We start from the raw sequence: 16996 nt of genomic DNA, 5'->3' as shown, positions 1-16996 counted from the left end.
AGGAGGACGTACTACCGGGTGTCCGTCGAGGACGAGGTGCGGATCACGACGAGACTCCGTGACAGCCGGGGCCGAGCTGGGTGTCGAGTACCCAGCTGGCGGTGGCCTGCCGGAGCGATGGATCCGCCCAACCGAGGTTTCCTCGACCGGCGAGGCATAGACGGCGCGCGGACTGCCCAGCGGCCGGGCCGAGCCGGGACGGGCGCTCACCTGGACGGTGAGTGACTACACGGGTTCGGTACGTGTTCAATGCCAGGTTTCCTGCTGGTCAGGCGTGGTAGGCGCTCGGACGGAAAGCCAAGGTGATTCCTATAGTCGTGGGCATGGAGTTCGTGCTAGCGTCGCCCGCGGCGGCGCTGTTCTGCGCCAGCCCCGGACGAGAGCGCTGCCGTACCCGGCCGAGCAAAGACGGCGCGCATCACAACGATGTCGCTTCAAAATCTTGCTGAGCTTTGTGGCTCTCTGTTCGTCCTCTCGTCCTTCCTCGCTGCGCAGGCAGGACGACTGAGCCAAGGTCCACTACCTCGCGCTCAACCCGGCTGGTTCCTCGGTGCTCGCGATCGTTGCGCTGGACCGGCATTCCTGGGGCTTCCTCCTCCTTGAGGGAGTCTGGGCTGCCGTGTCCGCAGCAGCCCTGGTGCCCGTTTCAGGAGCGGGGAGTGATCTCACCCCCCGGCTCCTCTCACCCTCATTTCATGGCAAGGAGTAGGAAGTTGGCTGGAGAAACCCATCTGTCAGCGCTGCTCAGCGGCATGCGTCCGGAACTTCACCCTGGTGAGTACGTATTCGTCTCGATCCCCGGTGCGGCGATTCCCGCAGGAGTGGCTCCGGTCGTGACGGTCGCGGAGGAAGAGGGGCTCACGCTCGTCCTGCGCAAGGAGGACGCCGACAGGCTAGGACTGGGATACGAGTACGTGGCCGGCTGGATCACACTGCGGGTGCATTCATCCCTGGCAGCCGTCGGCTTGACGGCTGCCATCTCCGAGGTACTGACCCGTGCGGGGCTCAGCTGCAATGTCGTGGCCGGTTTCTACCACGATCACTTGTTCGTCCCGCATGACAGCGCCGCCTTGGCGGTCAAGCTGCTCGAAGGTCTCGCTCGGGAGTCGCACGCTGGTCCTGGTCGCCCGGCCGCCGGATGAGCCAAAGTGCGGACACGATCAGAACGGGCCGGAGACACGCAAAAGTGTGTTCCCGCCATCTCGGACATCCCCTTCATCCTGCGGGAGGAACCAGCATGACCGCCAGCTTCACGCGCCGTCGGGCCACCACGAAGTCCCGGATGGCCACAGCCGGCGCGGTAGCGGTCGTGGGCGCCCTGCTCCTGACGGGCTGTGGCGACCAGACCGACAAGGCCACGGGCGGCTCCTCCAGCGCCGCGGGCAAGGGTCCGCTCTTCAGCGCGCTGCCGAAGCGGATCCAGGACGCCGGCGTGATCAAGGTCGGCTCGGACATCAACTATCCGCCGGTCGAGTTCAAGAAGAACGGCCAGGTCATGGGCCTGGACCCGGATATCGCCGATGCCCTGGGCAAGGCGCTCGGTGTGAAGTTCGAGTTCAACAACGCCACGTTCGACACCCTGCTCTCCGGTCTGCGCTCCAAGCGCTACGACATCGCGATGTCGGCCATGACCGACAACAAGGGTCGCCAGGAGGGTGTGGACCCGGACACCGGTAAGAAGGCGGGCGAGGGCGTCGACTTCGTCGACTACTTCACCGCCGGTGTCTCGATCTACACCAAGAAGGGCGAGACTGAGGGAATCACCAGCTGGAAGGATCTGTGCGGGAAGAAGGTCGTCCTCCAGCGCGGCACCGTCTCGCACGATCTCGCCAAGGCCGAGTCCAAGAAGTGCGGCAAGGACGGCAAGATCAAGATCGAGGCGTTCGCCAACGACACCGAGGCCCAGACCCGGCTGCGCGGTGGTGGCGCCGACGCTGCCTCCAGCGACTTCCCCGTGGCGGCCTACGCCGTGAAGACCTCCGGCGGCGGCAACGACTTCGAGATCACCGGTGAGCAGGAGGAGGCCGCGCCGTACGGCATCGCCGTCAGCAAGGACAACACCGAGCTGCGTGACGCCCTCAAGCAGGCCCTGGCCTTCATCGTCGCCAACGGCGAGTACGACAAGATCATCGCGAAGTGGGGCGTCAAGGACGGCGCCGTCACCAAGGCCATCATCAACGGCGGCAAGTGACCCGGCCCGTTTCCTTCCTCGCGCGCTCGCGCTGAAAGGCACAATCCGTGACAACTAAGATCGACAAGGCGGACCCGGTCGACGCCCCGCCGCCCGCGCCGGAGAACATCAAAGCCATCCCGGTGCGGCACTACGGCCGCTGGATCACCGCGGTCGTCGCCATCGCCCTCATCGTGACACTCGTCATGGCCTTCGCCCGCGGCGATGTCAACTGGGGCGCCATCCCGGACTACTTCTTCGACAAGGAAGTGCTCCGCGGTGTCCGCAACACCGTCTGGATCACCATCCTGTCGATGGCGCTCGGTGTGGTCCTCGGCATCATCCTCGCGGTGATGCGACTGTCGAAGAACCCGGTGACCTCCTCCATCGCCTGGGGCTACATCTGGTTCTTCCGCGGCACCCCGGTCTACGTCCAGCTGCTGGTCTGGTTCAATCTCGGCCTGGTCTTCAACTACATCAACCTCGGCCCGATCTACAAGGACGAGTGGTCGGACTTCATGACCCCGTTCCTGGCCGCCCTGCTGGGCCTGGGCCTGAACGAGGCCGCGTACATGGCCGAGATCTGCCGCGCCGGTCTCCAGGCGGTCGACGAGGGCCAGACCGAAGCCGCCCAGGCACTGGGCATGAGCCACGCCAAAACGCTGCGCCGGGTGGTCCTGCCGCAGGCGATGCGGGTGATCGTGCCGCCGACGGGCAACGAATTCATCAACATGCTCAAAACCACCTCACTGGTGATCGCCGTGCAGTACTGGGATCTGTTGCAGGCCACCACCAACGTCGGCCAGAACACCGGCGCCACCGCCGAGATGCTCTTCCTGGCCGCCGCCTGGTATCTGATCCTCACCTCGGTACTGAGCGTGGGCCAGTACTACCTGGAGCGGTACTACGCCCGCGGCTCCAGCCGCTCCCTCCCGATGACCCCGCTCCAGCGGATCCGGGCCAACCTGCTCTCCTTCAGCAACCGATCCGGAGGTGTCCGCGCATGACCGCCATGGTGAAGGCCGAAGGTGTGCACAAGTCCTTCGGCGCGGTCCAGGTCCTCAAGGGCATCGACCTCGAGGTCGCCCCCCGCGAGGTGTTCTGCCTCATCGGCCCGTCCGGCTCCGGGAAGTCCACCTTCCTGCGCTGCATCAACCACCTGGAGAAGATCAACTCCGGGCGGCTGTACGTCGACGGCGACCTGGTCGGCTACCGGCAGAAGGGCGACAAGCTCTACGAGCTCAGGGACCGCGAGGTCGCCGAGAAGCGGCGCGACATCGGCATGGTCTTCCAGCGCTTCAACCTCTTCCCGCACATGACCGCGCTGGAAAACGTCATCGAGGCGCCGGTCCAGGTCAAAAAGGAGACCAAGGCGGTCGCGCGGGAACGCGCGCTGAAGCTGCTGGACCGGGTGGGCCTGGCCGACAAGGCGGGCAACTACCCCTCCCAGCTCTCCGGCGGCCAGCAGCAGCGCGTCGCCATCGCCCGCGCGCTGGCGATGGAACCCAAGCTGATGCTCTTCGACGAGCCCACCTCAGCCCTCGACCCCGAACTGGTCGGCGATGTCCTCGACGTCATGCGCGGACTGGCCGAGGACGGAATGACGATGATCGTCGTCACCCATGAAATGGGCTTCGCCCGCGAGGTCGGCGACTCGGTCGTCTTCATGGACGACGGAGTCGTCGTGGAATCCGGACACCCGCGCGAAGTGCTGACCAACCCACAGCACGAGCGGACCAAGTCCTTCCTGTCCAAGGTCCTCTGACCAGAACCCATGCGACAACACCAGGGCGGTACGGCCATTGACAGGCCGTACCGCCCTCGCGCGTTACTGACTTCGGCTCGTCAGGGTGCACTTTCGCGAAGTCCCTGCTGGGCCTGGAGTGGTGGCTGTATCCCGTGGTGTGTGAGGTATGCGGATGCGGGCGGGCTGACTGCTGCGGGACGGCGGCGCCGGGAGACAGTACGGATGCAGGCGGCCGAGCTGTTCTGCGAACGGGTCATCGGAACCCTGCGACGCGAGGTCCTAGACCACCCGCTCACATGGAACGAGACCCACGCCCGGCAGACCCTCGACGCCTACGCCCAGCACTACAACCGCCACCGCCCACACCAGGCTCGGGCACAGCTCCTTCCCGTCGCCCACGAGCACCCGAAGCCCATGAGTGCCCCGACTGCTCACCGGCTCCTACACACCCCCATACTCGGCGGCGTGATCAACGAGTACAGATACGCTGCCTGACCAGCAGCGACGGGTTTCCGAACGGCACAGGTTCGCCACCGAGGCCCTGGCCACCGGTGGCCGCCGGCTGCACCGGAGTGCGTATCCTGCGGGCGGACTCGCAGTTCTACAACGCCGACGTAGTGGCCGCCTGCCGCCATGACGGAACCCACTCGATCAGTACGGGGATGAACCCCTCGATCAAAGCGGGCCATCGCCGCCGTTGCCGACACCGCGTGGCAGCCGATCCGCTATCCCCGGGCGGTCGTCGGCCCGGACAGCGGCGAGCTGATCTCGGATGCGGAGGTTCGCCGAGATGTCCGACTACACCGCCTTCACCGGCCGGAAGAAGGCCGAGCAGGTCACGGCCCGGCTCATCGTGCGCCGGGTCCGTGACCTGGCCAAACGCGCCACCATCGGCGAGCAGGGCGAGCTCCGGTTTGGCGCTACCACCCGTTCTTCACCGACAGCCCCTTCGCCACCCTCCAGGCCGAGCGGCAGCACCGCCACCACACGGTCATCGAGCAGGTCATCGCCGACGGCAAAGCCGGGCCCCTGGCCCACCTGCCCTCTGGGAAGTGCAACGCCAACGCCGCCTGGCTGATTCTGTGGGCGATCTCCAACAACCTGTTGCGGGCCGCGGGCACCCTGGCCTCGGTCTTCCACGCCAAGGCCACCACCGCCACCTTGCGCACTCACCTCATCCACATCCCCGCCAGGATCGCCCGCTCCGCCCGCCGCCTCACCCTGCACCTGCCAAAGCGATGGCCCTGGCAGCACGCATGGACACAGCTGTTCACCACCGTTCACGCCCACCCGACGCAGCCTGACCTCCCCGACCACCCCGCCCACCAGGGCCCGACCGGAGCCGAACTCATGGAAGAGCTGGACAGACCAGCAGATACCGCCTGCTCACAGCTGGCCAACGGCTGAAGAACCCGCCCCTCGAACTTCAAAAGATCACATCAGAAGCCGACCGGTGGATCGAGGCTTAGAGGGTGTCTCACGTGGCACGTTTCGCGAGCTTCTTGTAGCAGGTCAGGGCGGCGGCCAGGCCGAGGAAGGCGAGGAAGTGCGAGCCCTTTCGTTCGTATCGGACGGTGAGGCGGCGGTAGCCGAAGAGCCAGGCGATCGACCGTTCGATCTTCCAGCGGTGCCGACCGAGGCGTTCGCCGGACTCGATGCCGGGCCGCGCGATGCGCGCGACGAGCCCGCGCTCGCGCAGCCAGGCCAGGTGTTCGGCGGAGAAGTTCGCCTTGTCCGCGCGGAGTTTGACGGGGCGGCGCCGCCGTGGTCCCCGGCGGGACCGGACGGCGGGTATGCCGCGGATGAGCGGCTTGAGGGCGAGGCTGTCGTGCATGTTCGCGCTGGACACGGCGACGGCGAGCGGGATGCCCTGGGCATCGGACAGCACGTGCAGCTTGCTGCCCTTCTTGCCGCGATCGACCGGGTTCGGCCCGGTCAGCGATCCCCCCTTTTGGCGCGAACGGAGGCCGCGTCGACAATCGCCGAGGTCCAGTCCACATCGCCCCGGGCCCCGAGTTCGTCCAGCACCGCCCGGTGCAGCCGACGCCACAGACCGGCCTCGGTCCATACCGTGAAGCGGCGATGCGCGGTGGCGGGCGACGTGCCGAACGTCGGCGGCAGATACCGCCAGGCACAGCCGCTGGTCAACGCGTACACCACTGCCGTGAACACGGCCCGCTCGTCACACGGAGCGGTCCCACCACCTTGCGGACGAGCAGCGAACGACGGCAGCAACGGGGCGGCCAGCGCCCAGAGTTCATCAGGAACCAGACGCTTCGATAGATCAGCACCCACGACCGGCATCATGCCGCACGAACATCAAGTCACGTGAGACAACCTCTAAGCCTTGATTGATGCGGCCGACCTGGCGGCCTGCTCGATCTTCGCGCAGTAGGCTGCACGGGCTTCCTCGTCGATCTGCTTCTCGTTTTCGGCGCGCACCCCGGTCCGGCCGTCGAGGCCCTCGCGCAGGATATCGGCGTGCCCGGCATGCCGGATGGACTCGCCGAGGACATGGACCATGATGGCGAACAGGTTCGTGTTGGGATAAGGCTCCGGCCACCACGGCACGTGGCCGGGGGCGTCGAGGGGAAGCTCGTTGATCGTCGCGTCCGAGTGTTCCCACGTGCGCCGGTAGAACCCGATGATCTGATCACGGGTCTCGTCCTCGGTCGCCCACAGATCGCTGCCGTTGTAGTCCTGCCACCGGGACAGCGGTTCCGGGGGAGGGCGGTCGAAGACCTCGCCGAAGTACCTGGCCTCGACGGTGGCCACGTGTTTGACCAGGCCGAGGAGGTTGGTCCCGGTCGCTGTCAAAGGTCGGCGGGCGTCGTATTCGGACAAGCCGTCGAGTTTCCAGAGCAGCGCCTTGCGGTCCCGCCGCAGTCTCCCGTGCAGGTTGCCTTTCGCGAATTCATCGATCATGCGGCATGAGCCTGCCATGGGCTGCTCGTGGTCTCAAGATCCCGTACGTGGTCCGCAACGACTGGCAGATCCGAGGCCTGGCCATGGCCGCCGCCCTGACCTGCTACAAGAAGCTCGCGAAACTTGCCACGTGAGACACCCTCTTCGTCAGGAGGAGTGTCCGGCCTTCTTACATTCCTCTCACAACTGTGCTGCACCGTGGGGTTCATGGTGACCAAACGAACTGCTGTCGGTGTCGGAATTCTCGTGGCGATGGGCCTGACGGGCGCGGCCGCGGTGGCCTCTGGGGCTCCCGCTTCGGTGTCCGGAAAGGCTTCCGCCGCAGCGCCCGGAAAGAAGGCGAAGAACTATCTTTACGCCTCCATCGGGGATTTCGACGCCAATGTGAAGCCGTTGATCGATCGTCCCGATATCGCCGGCGTGCAGCTGGTGGTGCCGTGGAAGGCGATGGAGCGGCAGAAGAATCAGTACGACTTCTCGGAGATCGACCGGGCGCTGAACGCTCTGCAGTCCCGCCACAAGAAGCTGTTCATCCAGGTCCAGGACCGGTTCTTCGCGCCGCACCCGAGGCTCCCGGACTATCTGTTGAAGGATCCGGAGTACAAGGGAGGCGCGGCTCCGACAAAGAACGAGAACGGCCTCGGCACCGGTCCGCCCGGGGCGGTCGCGGCGCAATGGAACCCGCAGGTGCGGGACCGCTTCCAGCAGCTGCTGAAGATGATGTCACAGCGGTTCGACGGTCGCCTCGCCGGGGTGAACCTGCCGGAAACCGCAACCGAGGTGGACACCAAGAAGGACCACACCGGCTACAGCGACGACGCCTACTTCAAGGCAGAACTCGACAACATGGCCTACGGCAAGAAGGTCTTCACCAAGACGCCGTTCATCCAGTACGTCAACTTCTGGCCCGGTGAATGGAACAACAGCCGCAAGTACATGAGCCGCACCTTCGAGTTCGCCAAGGCGCACGGAATCGGCCTGGGGGGACCGGACATCCTGCCGGACCGCCCGGCGCAGATGGAGAACTCGTACCCCTTCTTCAAGAAGTACCGGGGGCAGCTCCCCATGGTGGCCATGGCCGTACAGGAACCCGACTTCCAGTACACCAACCCCAAGACGAACAAGCCATACACCCGGCAGGAGTTCACCGACTTCGGCACGAACACCCTCGGAGCCGACGTCATCTTCTGGGCCACCAGCTCGCCCTGGCTCCACCAGCCGACGGCACGATAGAGCCCCCCATCCCCCGCGGCTGGGGAAGGCGCCTTGTCACCTGAGGTCATGAGGTGACCTCACGCCCGTCGGCCAACCCACCCGGCGGGGCCAGTTGGGAAGGTGAGGTCTTCAGTCGCCGGAGCCGTTCTGCCGTGCCGACGCCTTGGTTTGGGTGACGGTCACCAGGATGGTGACCGTCATGCCGGGGTGCCGTGCCGGGCCAGGTGGTCGGTGACTGCCAGGCGGACGTGGTGGCGTACTTCCCGGGCGGTGTCCAGTGCGCGGCGCTCCTCGTGCAAGATGCAGCGCACTTCCACGCGCCAGCCGCAGGCCCCGGGGGTGCGTTCGGCCCGGATACCGGCTTCGGGGGGGGGCAGAGCAGGGATGCCTACGGCGTGTTGGGAATCGGCTGCGGCGCCGGCCAGTCTGTGGCTGAGGCTGGGCTGCGACTGGACGTTCAACGGCATCACACGGCACCCGGCGGGTGCACATCGCCGGCATCACCCGACACCCGACCGGCCCCTGGATCACCCAGCAGGCACGCAACTACCTCATGGACCTCGACGACCGCGCGGAGGCGATGAGGTTCCTCATCCGGGACCGCGGCGCGTACTTGACCGACAGCTTCGACGCCGTCTTCCAAGCGATCGGCGTGCGGGTCATCCCGACACTGCCGCAGGTGCCCCGGATGAACGCCATCGCAGAACGCTGGATCGGATCATGCCGCCGCGAGGCCACCGACCGCATCCTGATCACCGGCCAGCGCCACCTACACCTCGTCGTCAACGAGTACGCGGAGCACTACAACAGACACAGGCCGCACCGATCCCTCGAACAGCGGGCGCCGGACCGACTCACCGAGCCCGGACCACTCATCGCCGCCGACAACACTCGTATCCATCGACGCGACCGACTCGGCGGCCTCATCCGTGAATACACGCAGGTCGCATAGGGGTGACACAGTTTCCGGCACCCACAGGGATCAGCAGGCCATAGGCGCAGCGGTCGCGTCGGCGGGTCTCAGGCCGGACGGAGGGTGTGTTCGGCCGGCTCCAGCCAGATCGCGCCGCAGGGGGGTAGCTGGATCGTTGCCGAGGCCGGACGGCCATGCCACGGCTGTGCGGTCGCGGTGACCGTGCCGAGGTTGCCCACCCCCGATCCGCCGTAGTCTTCGGCGTCGGTGTTGAGCACCTCGCGCCAGCGGCCGGGGGCCGGCAGGCCGATGTGGTAGTCGTGGTGCGCTATCCCCGCGAAGTTCGCCACGCAGGCAAGGACACGGCGGTGGGGGTCGGCGGGGTCGATGCGAAGGAAGCTGAAGACGTTGCTGGCCGAGTCGTTCGCGTCGATCCAGGAGAAGCCGTCCGGTGTGTGGTCCGCCGCCCAGAGCGCGGGGGTTTTGCGGTAGTGCGTGTTGAGGTCGCGGACCAGGGTGGCGATGCCCGCGTGCAGCGGGTCGTCGAGCAGGTGCCAGTCGAGTGACTGCGTATGCGACCACTCGTCGCGTTGGCCGAATTCTCCGCCCATGAAGAGCAGTTTTTTGCCCGGGTGGGCCCACACGTAGGCCAGCAGTGCTCGCAGGCCGGCTGCCTTGTTCCAGTCGTCTCCTGGCATACGTGACCACAGCGAGCCTTTGCCATGGACGACTTCGTCGTGGGAGAGCGGGAGTACGAAGTTCTCGTGCCAGGCGTAGAGCTGGGCGAAGGTCATCTCGTGGTGGTGGTATGAGCGGTGCACTGGATCGCGTGAGACATAGCGCAGAGTGTCGTTCGTCCAGCCCAGGTTCCATTTGAATCCGAACCCCAGGCCGCCGTGGTGGGTCGGGTGTGTCACGCCTGGCCAGGAGGTGGAGTCCTCGGCGATCATCATCACGTCGGGGTGGTGTCGGTAGACGGTCGCGTTGAGTTCTTGAAGGAAGCACACCGCGTCCAGGTTTTCCCTGCCGCCATGCTCGTTGGGCAGCCAGGCCCCTTCGGGGCGGGAGTAGTCCAGGTAGAGCATCGATGCGACGGCGTCGACGCGTAGTCCGTCGATGTGGAACTCGGTGAACCAGAAAAGGGCGTTGGCGACGAAGAAGTTCCGGACTTCGGGTCTGCCGAAGTCGACGATGTAAGTTCCCCAGTCGGGGTGTTCGCCCCGGCGGGGATCGGGATGCTCATACTGTGCGGTGCCGTCGAAGCGAGCCAGCGCCCAGCTGTCGCGGGGAAAGTGTGCGGGGACCCAATCGATGATCACGCCGATGCCGCGGGTGTGGAGGGTGTCGATCAGATGGCATAGGTCGTCGGGTGATCCGTATCGGGAGGCTGGTGCGTAATAGGAGGTCACCTGGTATCCCCAGGAGCCGCCATAGGGATGTTCGGCCAGCGGCAGCAGTTCGACGTGGGTGAAGCCCATCCGGGTGGCGTAATCGGCCAGCGCGGTTGCCGCGGTGCGGTAGTCGAGTCCTTGGTGCCATGAGCCCAGGTGCACCTCGTAGATGCTGATCGGTGTGCGATGGGGCGGAGAGGCGGTGCGGGCGGAAAGCCATGCGGAGTCGTTCCAGGTGTAGCTGGAGTCGAAGACCACCGATGCCGTGCCGGGCGGAGTTTGGGCCCGAAAGGCGAGGGGGTCCGCTTTTTGGTGCCAAGTCCCGTCAGCGGCCAGTATCCGGAAGGTGTAAGGGGTGTGGGCGCCGATACCGGGCAGGAAGAGCTCCCAGACTCCCGCCGTTCCCAGCGAGCGCATCGGATACGCCTGGCCCGACCAGTCGTCGAACTCGCCGCACACGCGTACGCCCTGGGCGGTCGGTGCCCACACCGCGAACGAGACTCCCTCCACCACGCCGGAGGGTGTGTCGTAGCTGCGCAGGTGTGCTCCCAGGACCTCCCACAGCCGTTCGTGGCGGCCTTGGGAGATCAGGTGCAGGTCGAACTCGCCAAGTGTGGGAAGCCATCGATAGGGGTCGTCCAGGACGACGGTGTGGTCGTGATAGCGCACTTCGAGCTGGTAGTCGCCCAGGGGAGAGTCCACCAGGCCGGTGAAGAACCCGTCTGCCAGGTGGGTCAGCGCGACCCGCCTTTCGTCGGTGAGCACGGCGATGGCTTCGGCGCCCGGGCGATAGGCGCGTACGGCCGTGCTGGTGCCGTCGTGGGGGTGTGCGCCGAGTACCGCGTGGGGGTTGTGGTGGGTGCCGCTGGTGATCCGGGCGATGTCCGCTTCGCTGGGCCGATCGGCTGAGGTGGTCATCCCTGACCGCCTTCGGTGGTCGGGGCGGCGCCGTGTTCGGCGTGCTCGTGCGGTGGGTGGGGTGGGTCGAGGTGCACGATGTGGCATACCGCGTGCACCGGGTTGAGTTGAACGAAGTTGCGCTCGCCCCATTGCCATCTTTGCCCGCTCACTTCGTCGTATGCGCTCAGCTGGGCGTGGCTGGGGTATCCGAGTGCGGCAAGGTCGAGTCGCAGTGTGGCCGTCTGGACGTGGTGGGGGTCCAGGTTGACCACGACGACAACGGTGTCGCCGGTCGCCGGATCGTGTTTGGAGTAGGCGATCAGTGCGTCGTTGTCGATGTGGTGGAAGCGCAGCGTGCGTAGCTGGTGCAGTGCGGGGTGGCGCGCACGGATGGCGTTGAGCATGGTGAGCCATGGCTCAAGTGAAGCGGTCGCAGCGAGGGCGGCTGCGAAGTCGCGCGGGCGCAGCTGGTATTTCTCTGAGTCCAGGTATTCTTCGCTGCCTTCGTGCAGTGCCTGGCTTTCGAAGAGTTCGTATCCGCAGTAGACGCCCCAGGTCGGGGACAGCGTGGCGGCCAGGGCTGCTCTGAGGGCGAACATGGCTTTTCCGCCGTGCTGCAGTGTGGGATGCAGGATGTCGGGGGTGTTGGCGAACAGGTTGGGGCGCATCTCGTGGGCGTGCTCGATGAGTTCGTTTCCGAAATCGGTCAGTTCTTGTTTGGTGGTTCGCCAGGTGAAGTAGGTGTAGGACTGGCTGAAGCCGCGTCGTGCCAGACCGTAGAGTCGGGCGGGGCGGGTGAATGCCTCGGCGAGGAACAGTACGTCGGGGTGGGTTTGTTTGACGCGTTCGATCAGCCAGCTCCATAGGTGGGGTGGTTTGGTGTGAGGATTGTCGATGCGGAAGATCCGCACGCCGTGGGATATCCAGTGTTGGACGATTCGCAGGACTTCCTGGAACAGTCCGGGCGTGTCGTTGTCGAAGTTCAGCGGGTAGATGTCCTGGTATTTTTTTGGGGGGTTTTCGGCGTAGGCGATGGTGCCGTCGGGCTGTGTGGTGAACCATTGGGGGTGGTCGGTGACCCAGGGGTGGTCCGGAGCGCATTGCAGCGCGAGGTCGAGGGCCACCTCCAGGCCTAGTGCCCCGGCGCGGGCGACGAAGACGTCGAAATCTTCGAGGGTGCCGAGTTGGGGGTGGACGGCGTCGTGGCCGCCCTGGGCGGTGCCGATCGCCCAGGGGGAGCCGACGTCGTCCGGTGTTGCGGTCAGGGAGTTGTTGCGGCCCTTGCGGTGGGTATGGCCGATGGGGTGGATCGGTGGCAGGTAGACGACGTTGAACCCCATGGCCGCGATGCGTTCCAGGGCCGCCGCGGCGGTGTGGAAGGTGCCGTGGAGGGGTGTGCCGTCGGTGTCCAGGCCGCCTGTGGAGCGGGGGAAGAACTCGTACCACGCGCCGGCGAGTGCCCTGGAGCGTTCCACCTGGAGCCAGCAGGTGGGGCCGGGCGTCAGCAGGTCGCGTATGGGGTGATCGGTGGCGAGATGGTGCACCGGCTGCGACAGCGCCGCGGCAATGCGGGCGGTGACCGGTTGGGTGGCGTCGCGTAGGTCCTGGGCGGCTTGGGTGAGGGGCGTTGGTGGGGTGTCGGGTGGGAGGTGCCCGGCGATCCGGTCCAGCAGCCGTGCTCCGATTTCGAGGTCACCTGCGAGTTCGTCGGCGCCCTGGCCGGCGTCGATCTTGGCGCGCATCGTGCCGTGCCAGGTGCTCCAGGGGTCGCTCCATGCATCGACGCGGAAGGTCCACAGGCCCTCGGAGTCGGGGGTGATGGGTGCTGCCCAGCGGTCTGCGCCGGCGTCGAGCAGTGTCATCGGTGTGGTGCGCGGTGCCTGGTCGTGGGGGCCTTGCCAGACCACGGTCGCTGCGACCGCTGCGTGTCCCTCGCGCCAGACGGTCGCTTCGACGGGGATCTGCTCGCCGACCGTTGCTTTGGCCGGGTATCGGCCGCAGTCGACGACGGGGTGGACATCGTCGACGGCGAGCCGTGCGGGGGAAGCGGTGTCGGTGTGGATCACGCCACGCTCCTTACTGCCGGTGGTTGAGCAGGACCGAGCGGTAGACCGTCACCGTCCGCTCGGCGATCGAACGCCAGCCGAACTCGCGCTCTGCTCTGTCGCGGCCGGCCTCCCCCATGGTTTGCGCCCGTGGTGGATCGCCGATCACTGCGTTGATCGACGACGCCAGGTTGTGCCGGAAGGCTTCGGGGTCGTGTTCGTCGTAGTGCACCAGCAGTCCGGAGAGGCCGTGGGCGACGGCTTCTGGGATGCCGCCGACGTCCGAGGCCACCACTGCGGTGCCGCAGGCCATGGCTTCGAGGTTGACGATGCCCAACGGCTCGTAGACCGACGGGCAGACGAAGACGGTGGCGTGGGAGAGGATCTCGCGTACCTCGTGGTGGGTGAGCATCCGGTCGATCCACACCACTCCTGGTCGCGCGGCGGCCAGGGCGGTCACGTCCGTGCGGGTCTGTTCGGCGATCTGTGGGGTGTCGGGGGCACCGGCGCACAGCACGAACTGTGCGGCCGGGTCGAAGTGGTGGGCGGCGGCGATCAGGTGCTCGATGCCTTTTTGTCGGGTGATGCGTCCGATGAACGCGACGATCGGGCGGCCCGGATCGATACCGTGTGCGCGGAGTGTGTCGGTGGTGGTCACCGGGTGGAAGCGGGTGGTGTCGATGCCGTTGTGCACGACATGTATCCGTGCGGGATCGAGCGCCGGGTAGCAGGTGCGTACATCGGTGCGCATGTGGTGGCTGACCACGATGACAGCGTCTGCGGCCTCGTAGGCGCTGCGTTCCACCCATGAGGACAGCCGGTATCCGCCGCCGAGTTGTTCTTCCTTCCACGGCCGTCGCGGCTCCAGCGAGTGGGCGGTGACGACGTGGGGGATGTGGTGGAGCAGTTTGGCGGTGTGTCCTGCGAAGTTGGCGTACCAGGTGTGGGAATGGACCAGGTCCACCTCGCCCACCGCGGCGGCGATCGACATGTTGGTGGACAGGGTCGCAAGGGCGGGGCTTGCCGAACGCAGTGGGGGTGCGGGCTGGTGGGCGACGGCGTCGGGGCGTGGGGCGCCGAAGCAGTGGACGTCGACATCCACCCAGGTGCGTAGGTGCGGTACGAGGGCCGCTACGTGTACCCCGGCGCCGCCGTAGACCTCGGGTGGGTACTCGCGTGTGAGCAGGCCGATCCGTGGGGCCATCGCTGCCTCCCAAAGGTGGGCGGAGAGGGTTGGTGGTGTGTGCGTGGCGGGTCACTGACCCGGAGCGGGGTCGGCTTCGCACACCAGGCCCAGGGGGATCGGCCCGAGCTGTGGGTGATGGGGCACGATGCGGGCGGTGTAGCCGAAGGTGCCGGCGTGCGGCAGGGTGAGGGTGGCTTGGTAGTGCGGGTCTGGGCCTGTGGGGAGCATCGGCGCGGTGGTGGGGCTGAGCAGGTGGTCGGCGTCGAGGGGGCCGCAGAACGCCTGCACCTTGACGTCGTCGGGAGACAGTGGCCCAAGAACCACCTCGGCGCGCAGGGTGAGCAGGTGGTTGCCGTCGGCGGAGGTGGGGCCGAGGTGGGCGTCCAGGGTGTTGATGTGGACTTTTGGCCATGCCTGACGTACCCGGTCGGTCCAGGCGGCCAGGTGGCGGGCGAGGCGGTGGTCGTCCTGGGTCAGGGTGCGTGCGGCGTGGGCGGCCGGTGTGTAGAGGGACCTCACGTAGTCGTTGACCATGCGGTCGGCGAGCAGGGTGGGTCGCAGGTCGGTCAGGACGGCGCGGACCATGCGCAGCCATTGCCGGTGGTCGTGGTAGAAGAGCGGGATGACCTTGGTTTCCAGCAGGTCGTACAGGGCGGCCGCTTCGGCCGCGTCGCGGCCCACTGTGCCGGCGGGGCCGGGGGCGGAGTCGATGGCCCACCCGTAGGCGGGGTCGTAGCACTCCTCCCACCAGCCGTCGCCTATGGACAGGTTGAGGCCACCATTGAGTGCGGCTTTCATGCCTGAGGTGCCGCATGCCTCCTGGGGGCGCAGTGGGGTGTTCAGCCATACGTCGCAGCCGGCGACCATCCGTGCGCCCAGGGACATGTCGTAGTCGGGGAGAAAGACGAGGCGGCGGCGCAGGGCGGGGTCGCTGGAGAAGGCGATCAGTTGCTGGATCAGCTTCTTGCCGTCGTCGTCGGCCGGGTGTGCTTTGCCGGCTACGACCAGTTGGATCGGGTGGTCGGGGTGGAGCAGGAGGCGGCGTAGGCGGTCGGGGTCGGTGAGCATCAGGGTCAGACGCTTGTATGTGGCCACGCGGCGGGCGAATCCGATGGTCAGGATGTCGGGGTCGAGGCAGTCGTCCACCCAGGCGGTTTCGGTGGCCGGTCCGGTGGGGGGTGGTGCGGTGCGCAGGTGGCGGCGGGCGTGCTGAATGAGGCGGGTGCGCAGGTGGCGGCGGGCTGCGCGCAGAGCGTTGTCGTCGAGGGTGGCGTCGGGTGCGTGGGGCGCCCATGTGGCCCGGTGGACGCCGTTGGTGATGTGGCTGATGGGGATCTGTTCGTGAGCGAGTCCGGGCCACAGCGGGGCGAACATGGAGCGGGCCAGTGCGCCGTGGGGCTTGGAGACGCCGTTGCAGTGCTGGGCGAGGCGTAGCCCCATGTGGGCCATGTTGAACAGCGCGGTGGTGGGGTCGGCGCCGAGGTCGAGGCAGGCGTCGAGGGGTACGTCGGGCAGCGCGGCGGCCAGGTGGGCGCCGACCAGGTCGCGTGGGAACCGGTCTATGCCTGCGGGCACCGGTGTGTGGGTGGTAAACACCGTTGCTGCGCGGACGGCTGTCAGTGAGGTGGCGAAGTCCAGGCCGGCCGCGGTCAGTTCGCGGATGCGTTCCAGGCCGAGGAAGCCGGCGTGGCCTTCGTTGCTGTGGTAGACGGTCGGGTCGGGTGTATGGGTCAGGGCGCAGTAGGCGCGCAGGGCGCGTACTCCGCCGATGCCGAGCAGCAGTTCTTGGCGGAGTCGGGTGAGGGTGTCTGCCTGGTAGAGCCGGTCGGTCAGGGTGCGGTCGGCGGGGCTGTTGCGGTCGTCGTGGGTGTCGAGCAGGAGCAGTGGGACGCGGCCGAGCTGTGCGACCCAGATGCGGGCGAACAGTTGTCCGTGGTCGGGGAGGGTGAGGTGGATGTCGGTGTCCGCGAGCAGGGTGAGGCCGACGTCTTGGGGGTGGAGCGGGGGGTGGTGCTCGTGTTGCCATCCGTTGTCGGCCAGGACTTGTGTGAGGTATCCCAAGCGGTACATCAGGCCGACGCCGATCAAGGGTATGCCCAGATCGCTGGCGGTTTTGAGGTGGTCACCGGCGAGGACGCCCAGGCCGCCGGAGTACAGCGGCAGCGAGGGGGTGACGGCGAACTCCGGGGAGAAATAGCCCACGGTGGGCGCTGAGGTGGAGGTCGGCTGCTGCATGTAGGCGGTGAGGTCCGCGTGGAGTGCGTCCATCCGCGCCAGGAAGTTCGGGTCGGCGCGCAGTTGTGCGACGCGGGTGGTGGGCAGTGCCGTCAGTAGCCGATGGGGGTTGTGTCCGGTGGTGGTCCACAGTTGCGGGTCGGCGGTGCGGAACAGGGCGCGCGTGGGTGGGTGCCATGCCCATCGCAGGTTGGTCGCGAGCTGGTGGAGGGGGGCCAGTTCGCCGGGGAGCGTGAGCGGGACGTTGAGGTATTGATGAGCTCGCACCT

The 16996-nt window shown here is 66.9% G+C and carries 16 protein-coding genes and 1 riboswitch; of the genes, 10 read left to right on the top strand and 6 right to left on the bottom strand.

Annotated elements, in window-relative coordinates:
- Positions 1-347: 347 nt before the first annotated feature.
- A riboswitch (guanidine-III (ykkC-III) riboswitch) is annotated at positions 348-418 on the top strand.
- Between the two features lie 132 nt (positions 419-550).
- From AC4BEG_RS29940 to AC4BEG_RS29910, 7 genes are all read left to right on the top strand, one after another.
- Positions 551-709: a hypothetical protein gene (locus AC4BEG_RS29940; RefSeq protein WP_490702804.1), complete on the top strand. Its 159-nt coding sequence runs from the start codon at positions 551-553 to the stop codon at positions 707-709.
- A 4-nt stretch (positions 710-713) separates the two neighbouring features.
- Entirely contained in the window at positions 714-1142 is a 429-nt protein-coding gene (locus AC4BEG_RS29935; RefSeq protein WP_490702803.1) for an ACT domain-containing protein, read from the top strand.
- A 95-nt stretch (positions 1143-1237) separates the two neighbouring features.
- Complete coding sequence (locus AC4BEG_RS29930; protein WP_490702802.1) at positions 1238-2191, top strand: ABC transporter substrate-binding protein; 954 nt, start codon at positions 1238-1240, stop codon at positions 2189-2191.
- Positions 2192-2238: 47 nt separating this feature from the next.
- Positions 2239-3177, top strand: coding sequence for an amino acid ABC transporter permease (locus AC4BEG_RS29925; protein WP_490702801.1), 939 nt, complete (start codon positions 2239-2241; stop codon positions 3175-3177).
- A gap of 5 nt (positions 3178-3182) precedes the next feature.
- Complete coding sequence (locus AC4BEG_RS29920) at positions 3183-3935, top strand: amino acid ABC transporter ATP-binding protein (protein ID WP_201871674.1); 753 nt, start codon at positions 3183-3185, stop codon at positions 3933-3935.
- 9 nt (positions 3936-3944) lie between these two features.
- Positions 3945-4412: an integrase core domain-containing protein gene (locus AC4BEG_RS29915; RefSeq protein ID WP_490702800.1), complete on the top strand. Its 468-nt coding sequence runs from the start codon at positions 3945-3947 to the stop codon at positions 4410-4412.
- A 498-nt stretch (positions 4413-4910) separates the two neighbouring features.
- Positions 4911-5324 carry a transposase gene (locus tag AC4BEG_RS29910; RefSeq protein WP_490707253.1) on the top strand — a complete coding sequence of 138 codons (414 nt, stop codon included), beginning with the start codon at positions 4911-4913 and terminating at the stop codon, positions 5322-5324.
- 70 nt (positions 5325-5394) lie between these two features.
- Here AC4BEG_RS29910 and AC4BEG_RS29905 read toward each other — a convergent pair.
- Positions 5395-6212 (bottom strand): IS5 family transposase gene (locus tag AC4BEG_RS29905; protein ID WP_490702799.1). Its coding sequence is split into 2 segments (ribosomal slippage): positions 5395-5870 and positions 5870-6212, totalling 819 coding nucleotides; the frame shifts between segments, so codons are not numbered across the junction.
- A 45-nt stretch (positions 6213-6257) separates the two neighbouring features.
- Positions 6258-6842, bottom strand: coding sequence for a DinB family protein (locus tag AC4BEG_RS29900; RefSeq protein WP_490702798.1), 585 nt, complete (start codon positions 6840-6842; stop codon positions 6258-6260).
- 5 nt (positions 6843-6847) lie between these two features.
- Between AC4BEG_RS29900 and AC4BEG_RS29895 the strand changes: the two genes are divergently transcribed.
- The 3 genes from AC4BEG_RS29895 (at position 6848) to AC4BEG_RS29885 (ending at position 9009) form a co-directional block, all read left to right on the top strand.
- Positions 6848-6976: a hypothetical protein gene (locus tag AC4BEG_RS29895; RefSeq protein WP_490702797.1), complete on the top strand. Its 129-nt coding sequence runs from the start codon at positions 6848-6850 to the stop codon at positions 6974-6976.
- Between the two features lie 73 nt (positions 6977-7049).
- The gene (locus AC4BEG_RS29890; RefSeq protein ID WP_490702796.1) at positions 7050-8075 is read left to right on the top strand and encodes a hypothetical protein; all 1026 of its coding nucleotides are present in this window, start codon (positions 7050-7052) and stop codon (positions 8073-8075) included.
- 535 nt (positions 8076-8610) lie between these two features.
- Positions 8611-9009, top strand: a complete 399-nt coding sequence (locus tag AC4BEG_RS29885; protein ID WP_490702795.1) for an integrase core domain-containing protein — start codon at positions 8611-8613, stop codon at positions 9007-9009.
- A gap of 68 nt (positions 9010-9077) precedes the next feature.
- Here the strand turns inward: AC4BEG_RS29885 and glgB are convergent, their stop codons facing one another.
- From glgB to glgP, 4 genes are read right to left on the bottom strand one after another with little or no spacing between them, the layout of a single operon-like run.
- Entirely contained in the window at positions 9078-11279 is a 2202-nt protein-coding gene (glgB, locus tag AC4BEG_RS29880; protein ID WP_490702794.1) for a 1,4-alpha-glucan branching protein GlgB, read from the bottom strand.
- Positions 11276-13327 (bottom strand): maltotransferase domain-containing protein, encoded by a 2052-nt coding sequence (locus AC4BEG_RS29875; RefSeq protein ID WP_490702793.1) that lies wholly within the window; start codon positions 13325-13327, stop codon positions 11276-11278. The genes glgB and AC4BEG_RS29875 overlap by 4 nt, the downstream gene beginning before the upstream one ends.
- Before the next feature lie 10 nt (positions 13328-13337).
- Positions 13338-14510, bottom strand: coding sequence for a glycogen synthase (glgA, locus tag AC4BEG_RS29870; protein WP_490702792.1), 1173 nt, complete (start codon positions 14508-14510; stop codon positions 13338-13340).
- Between the two features lie 51 nt (positions 14511-14561).
- Complete coding sequence (gene glgP, locus AC4BEG_RS29865) at positions 14562-16994, bottom strand: alpha-glucan family phosphorylase (protein ID WP_490702791.1); 2433 nt, start codon at positions 16992-16994, stop codon at positions 14562-14564.
- Between the last annotated feature and the right edge of the window lie 2 nt (positions 16995-16996).

The sequence above is a fragment of the Streptomyces sp. JLBJ103 genome, assembly GCF_058215575.1.
The sequence above is the reverse complement of the archived record's forward strand: the minus strand, read 5'-3'. Positions and strand labels throughout refer to the sequence as shown.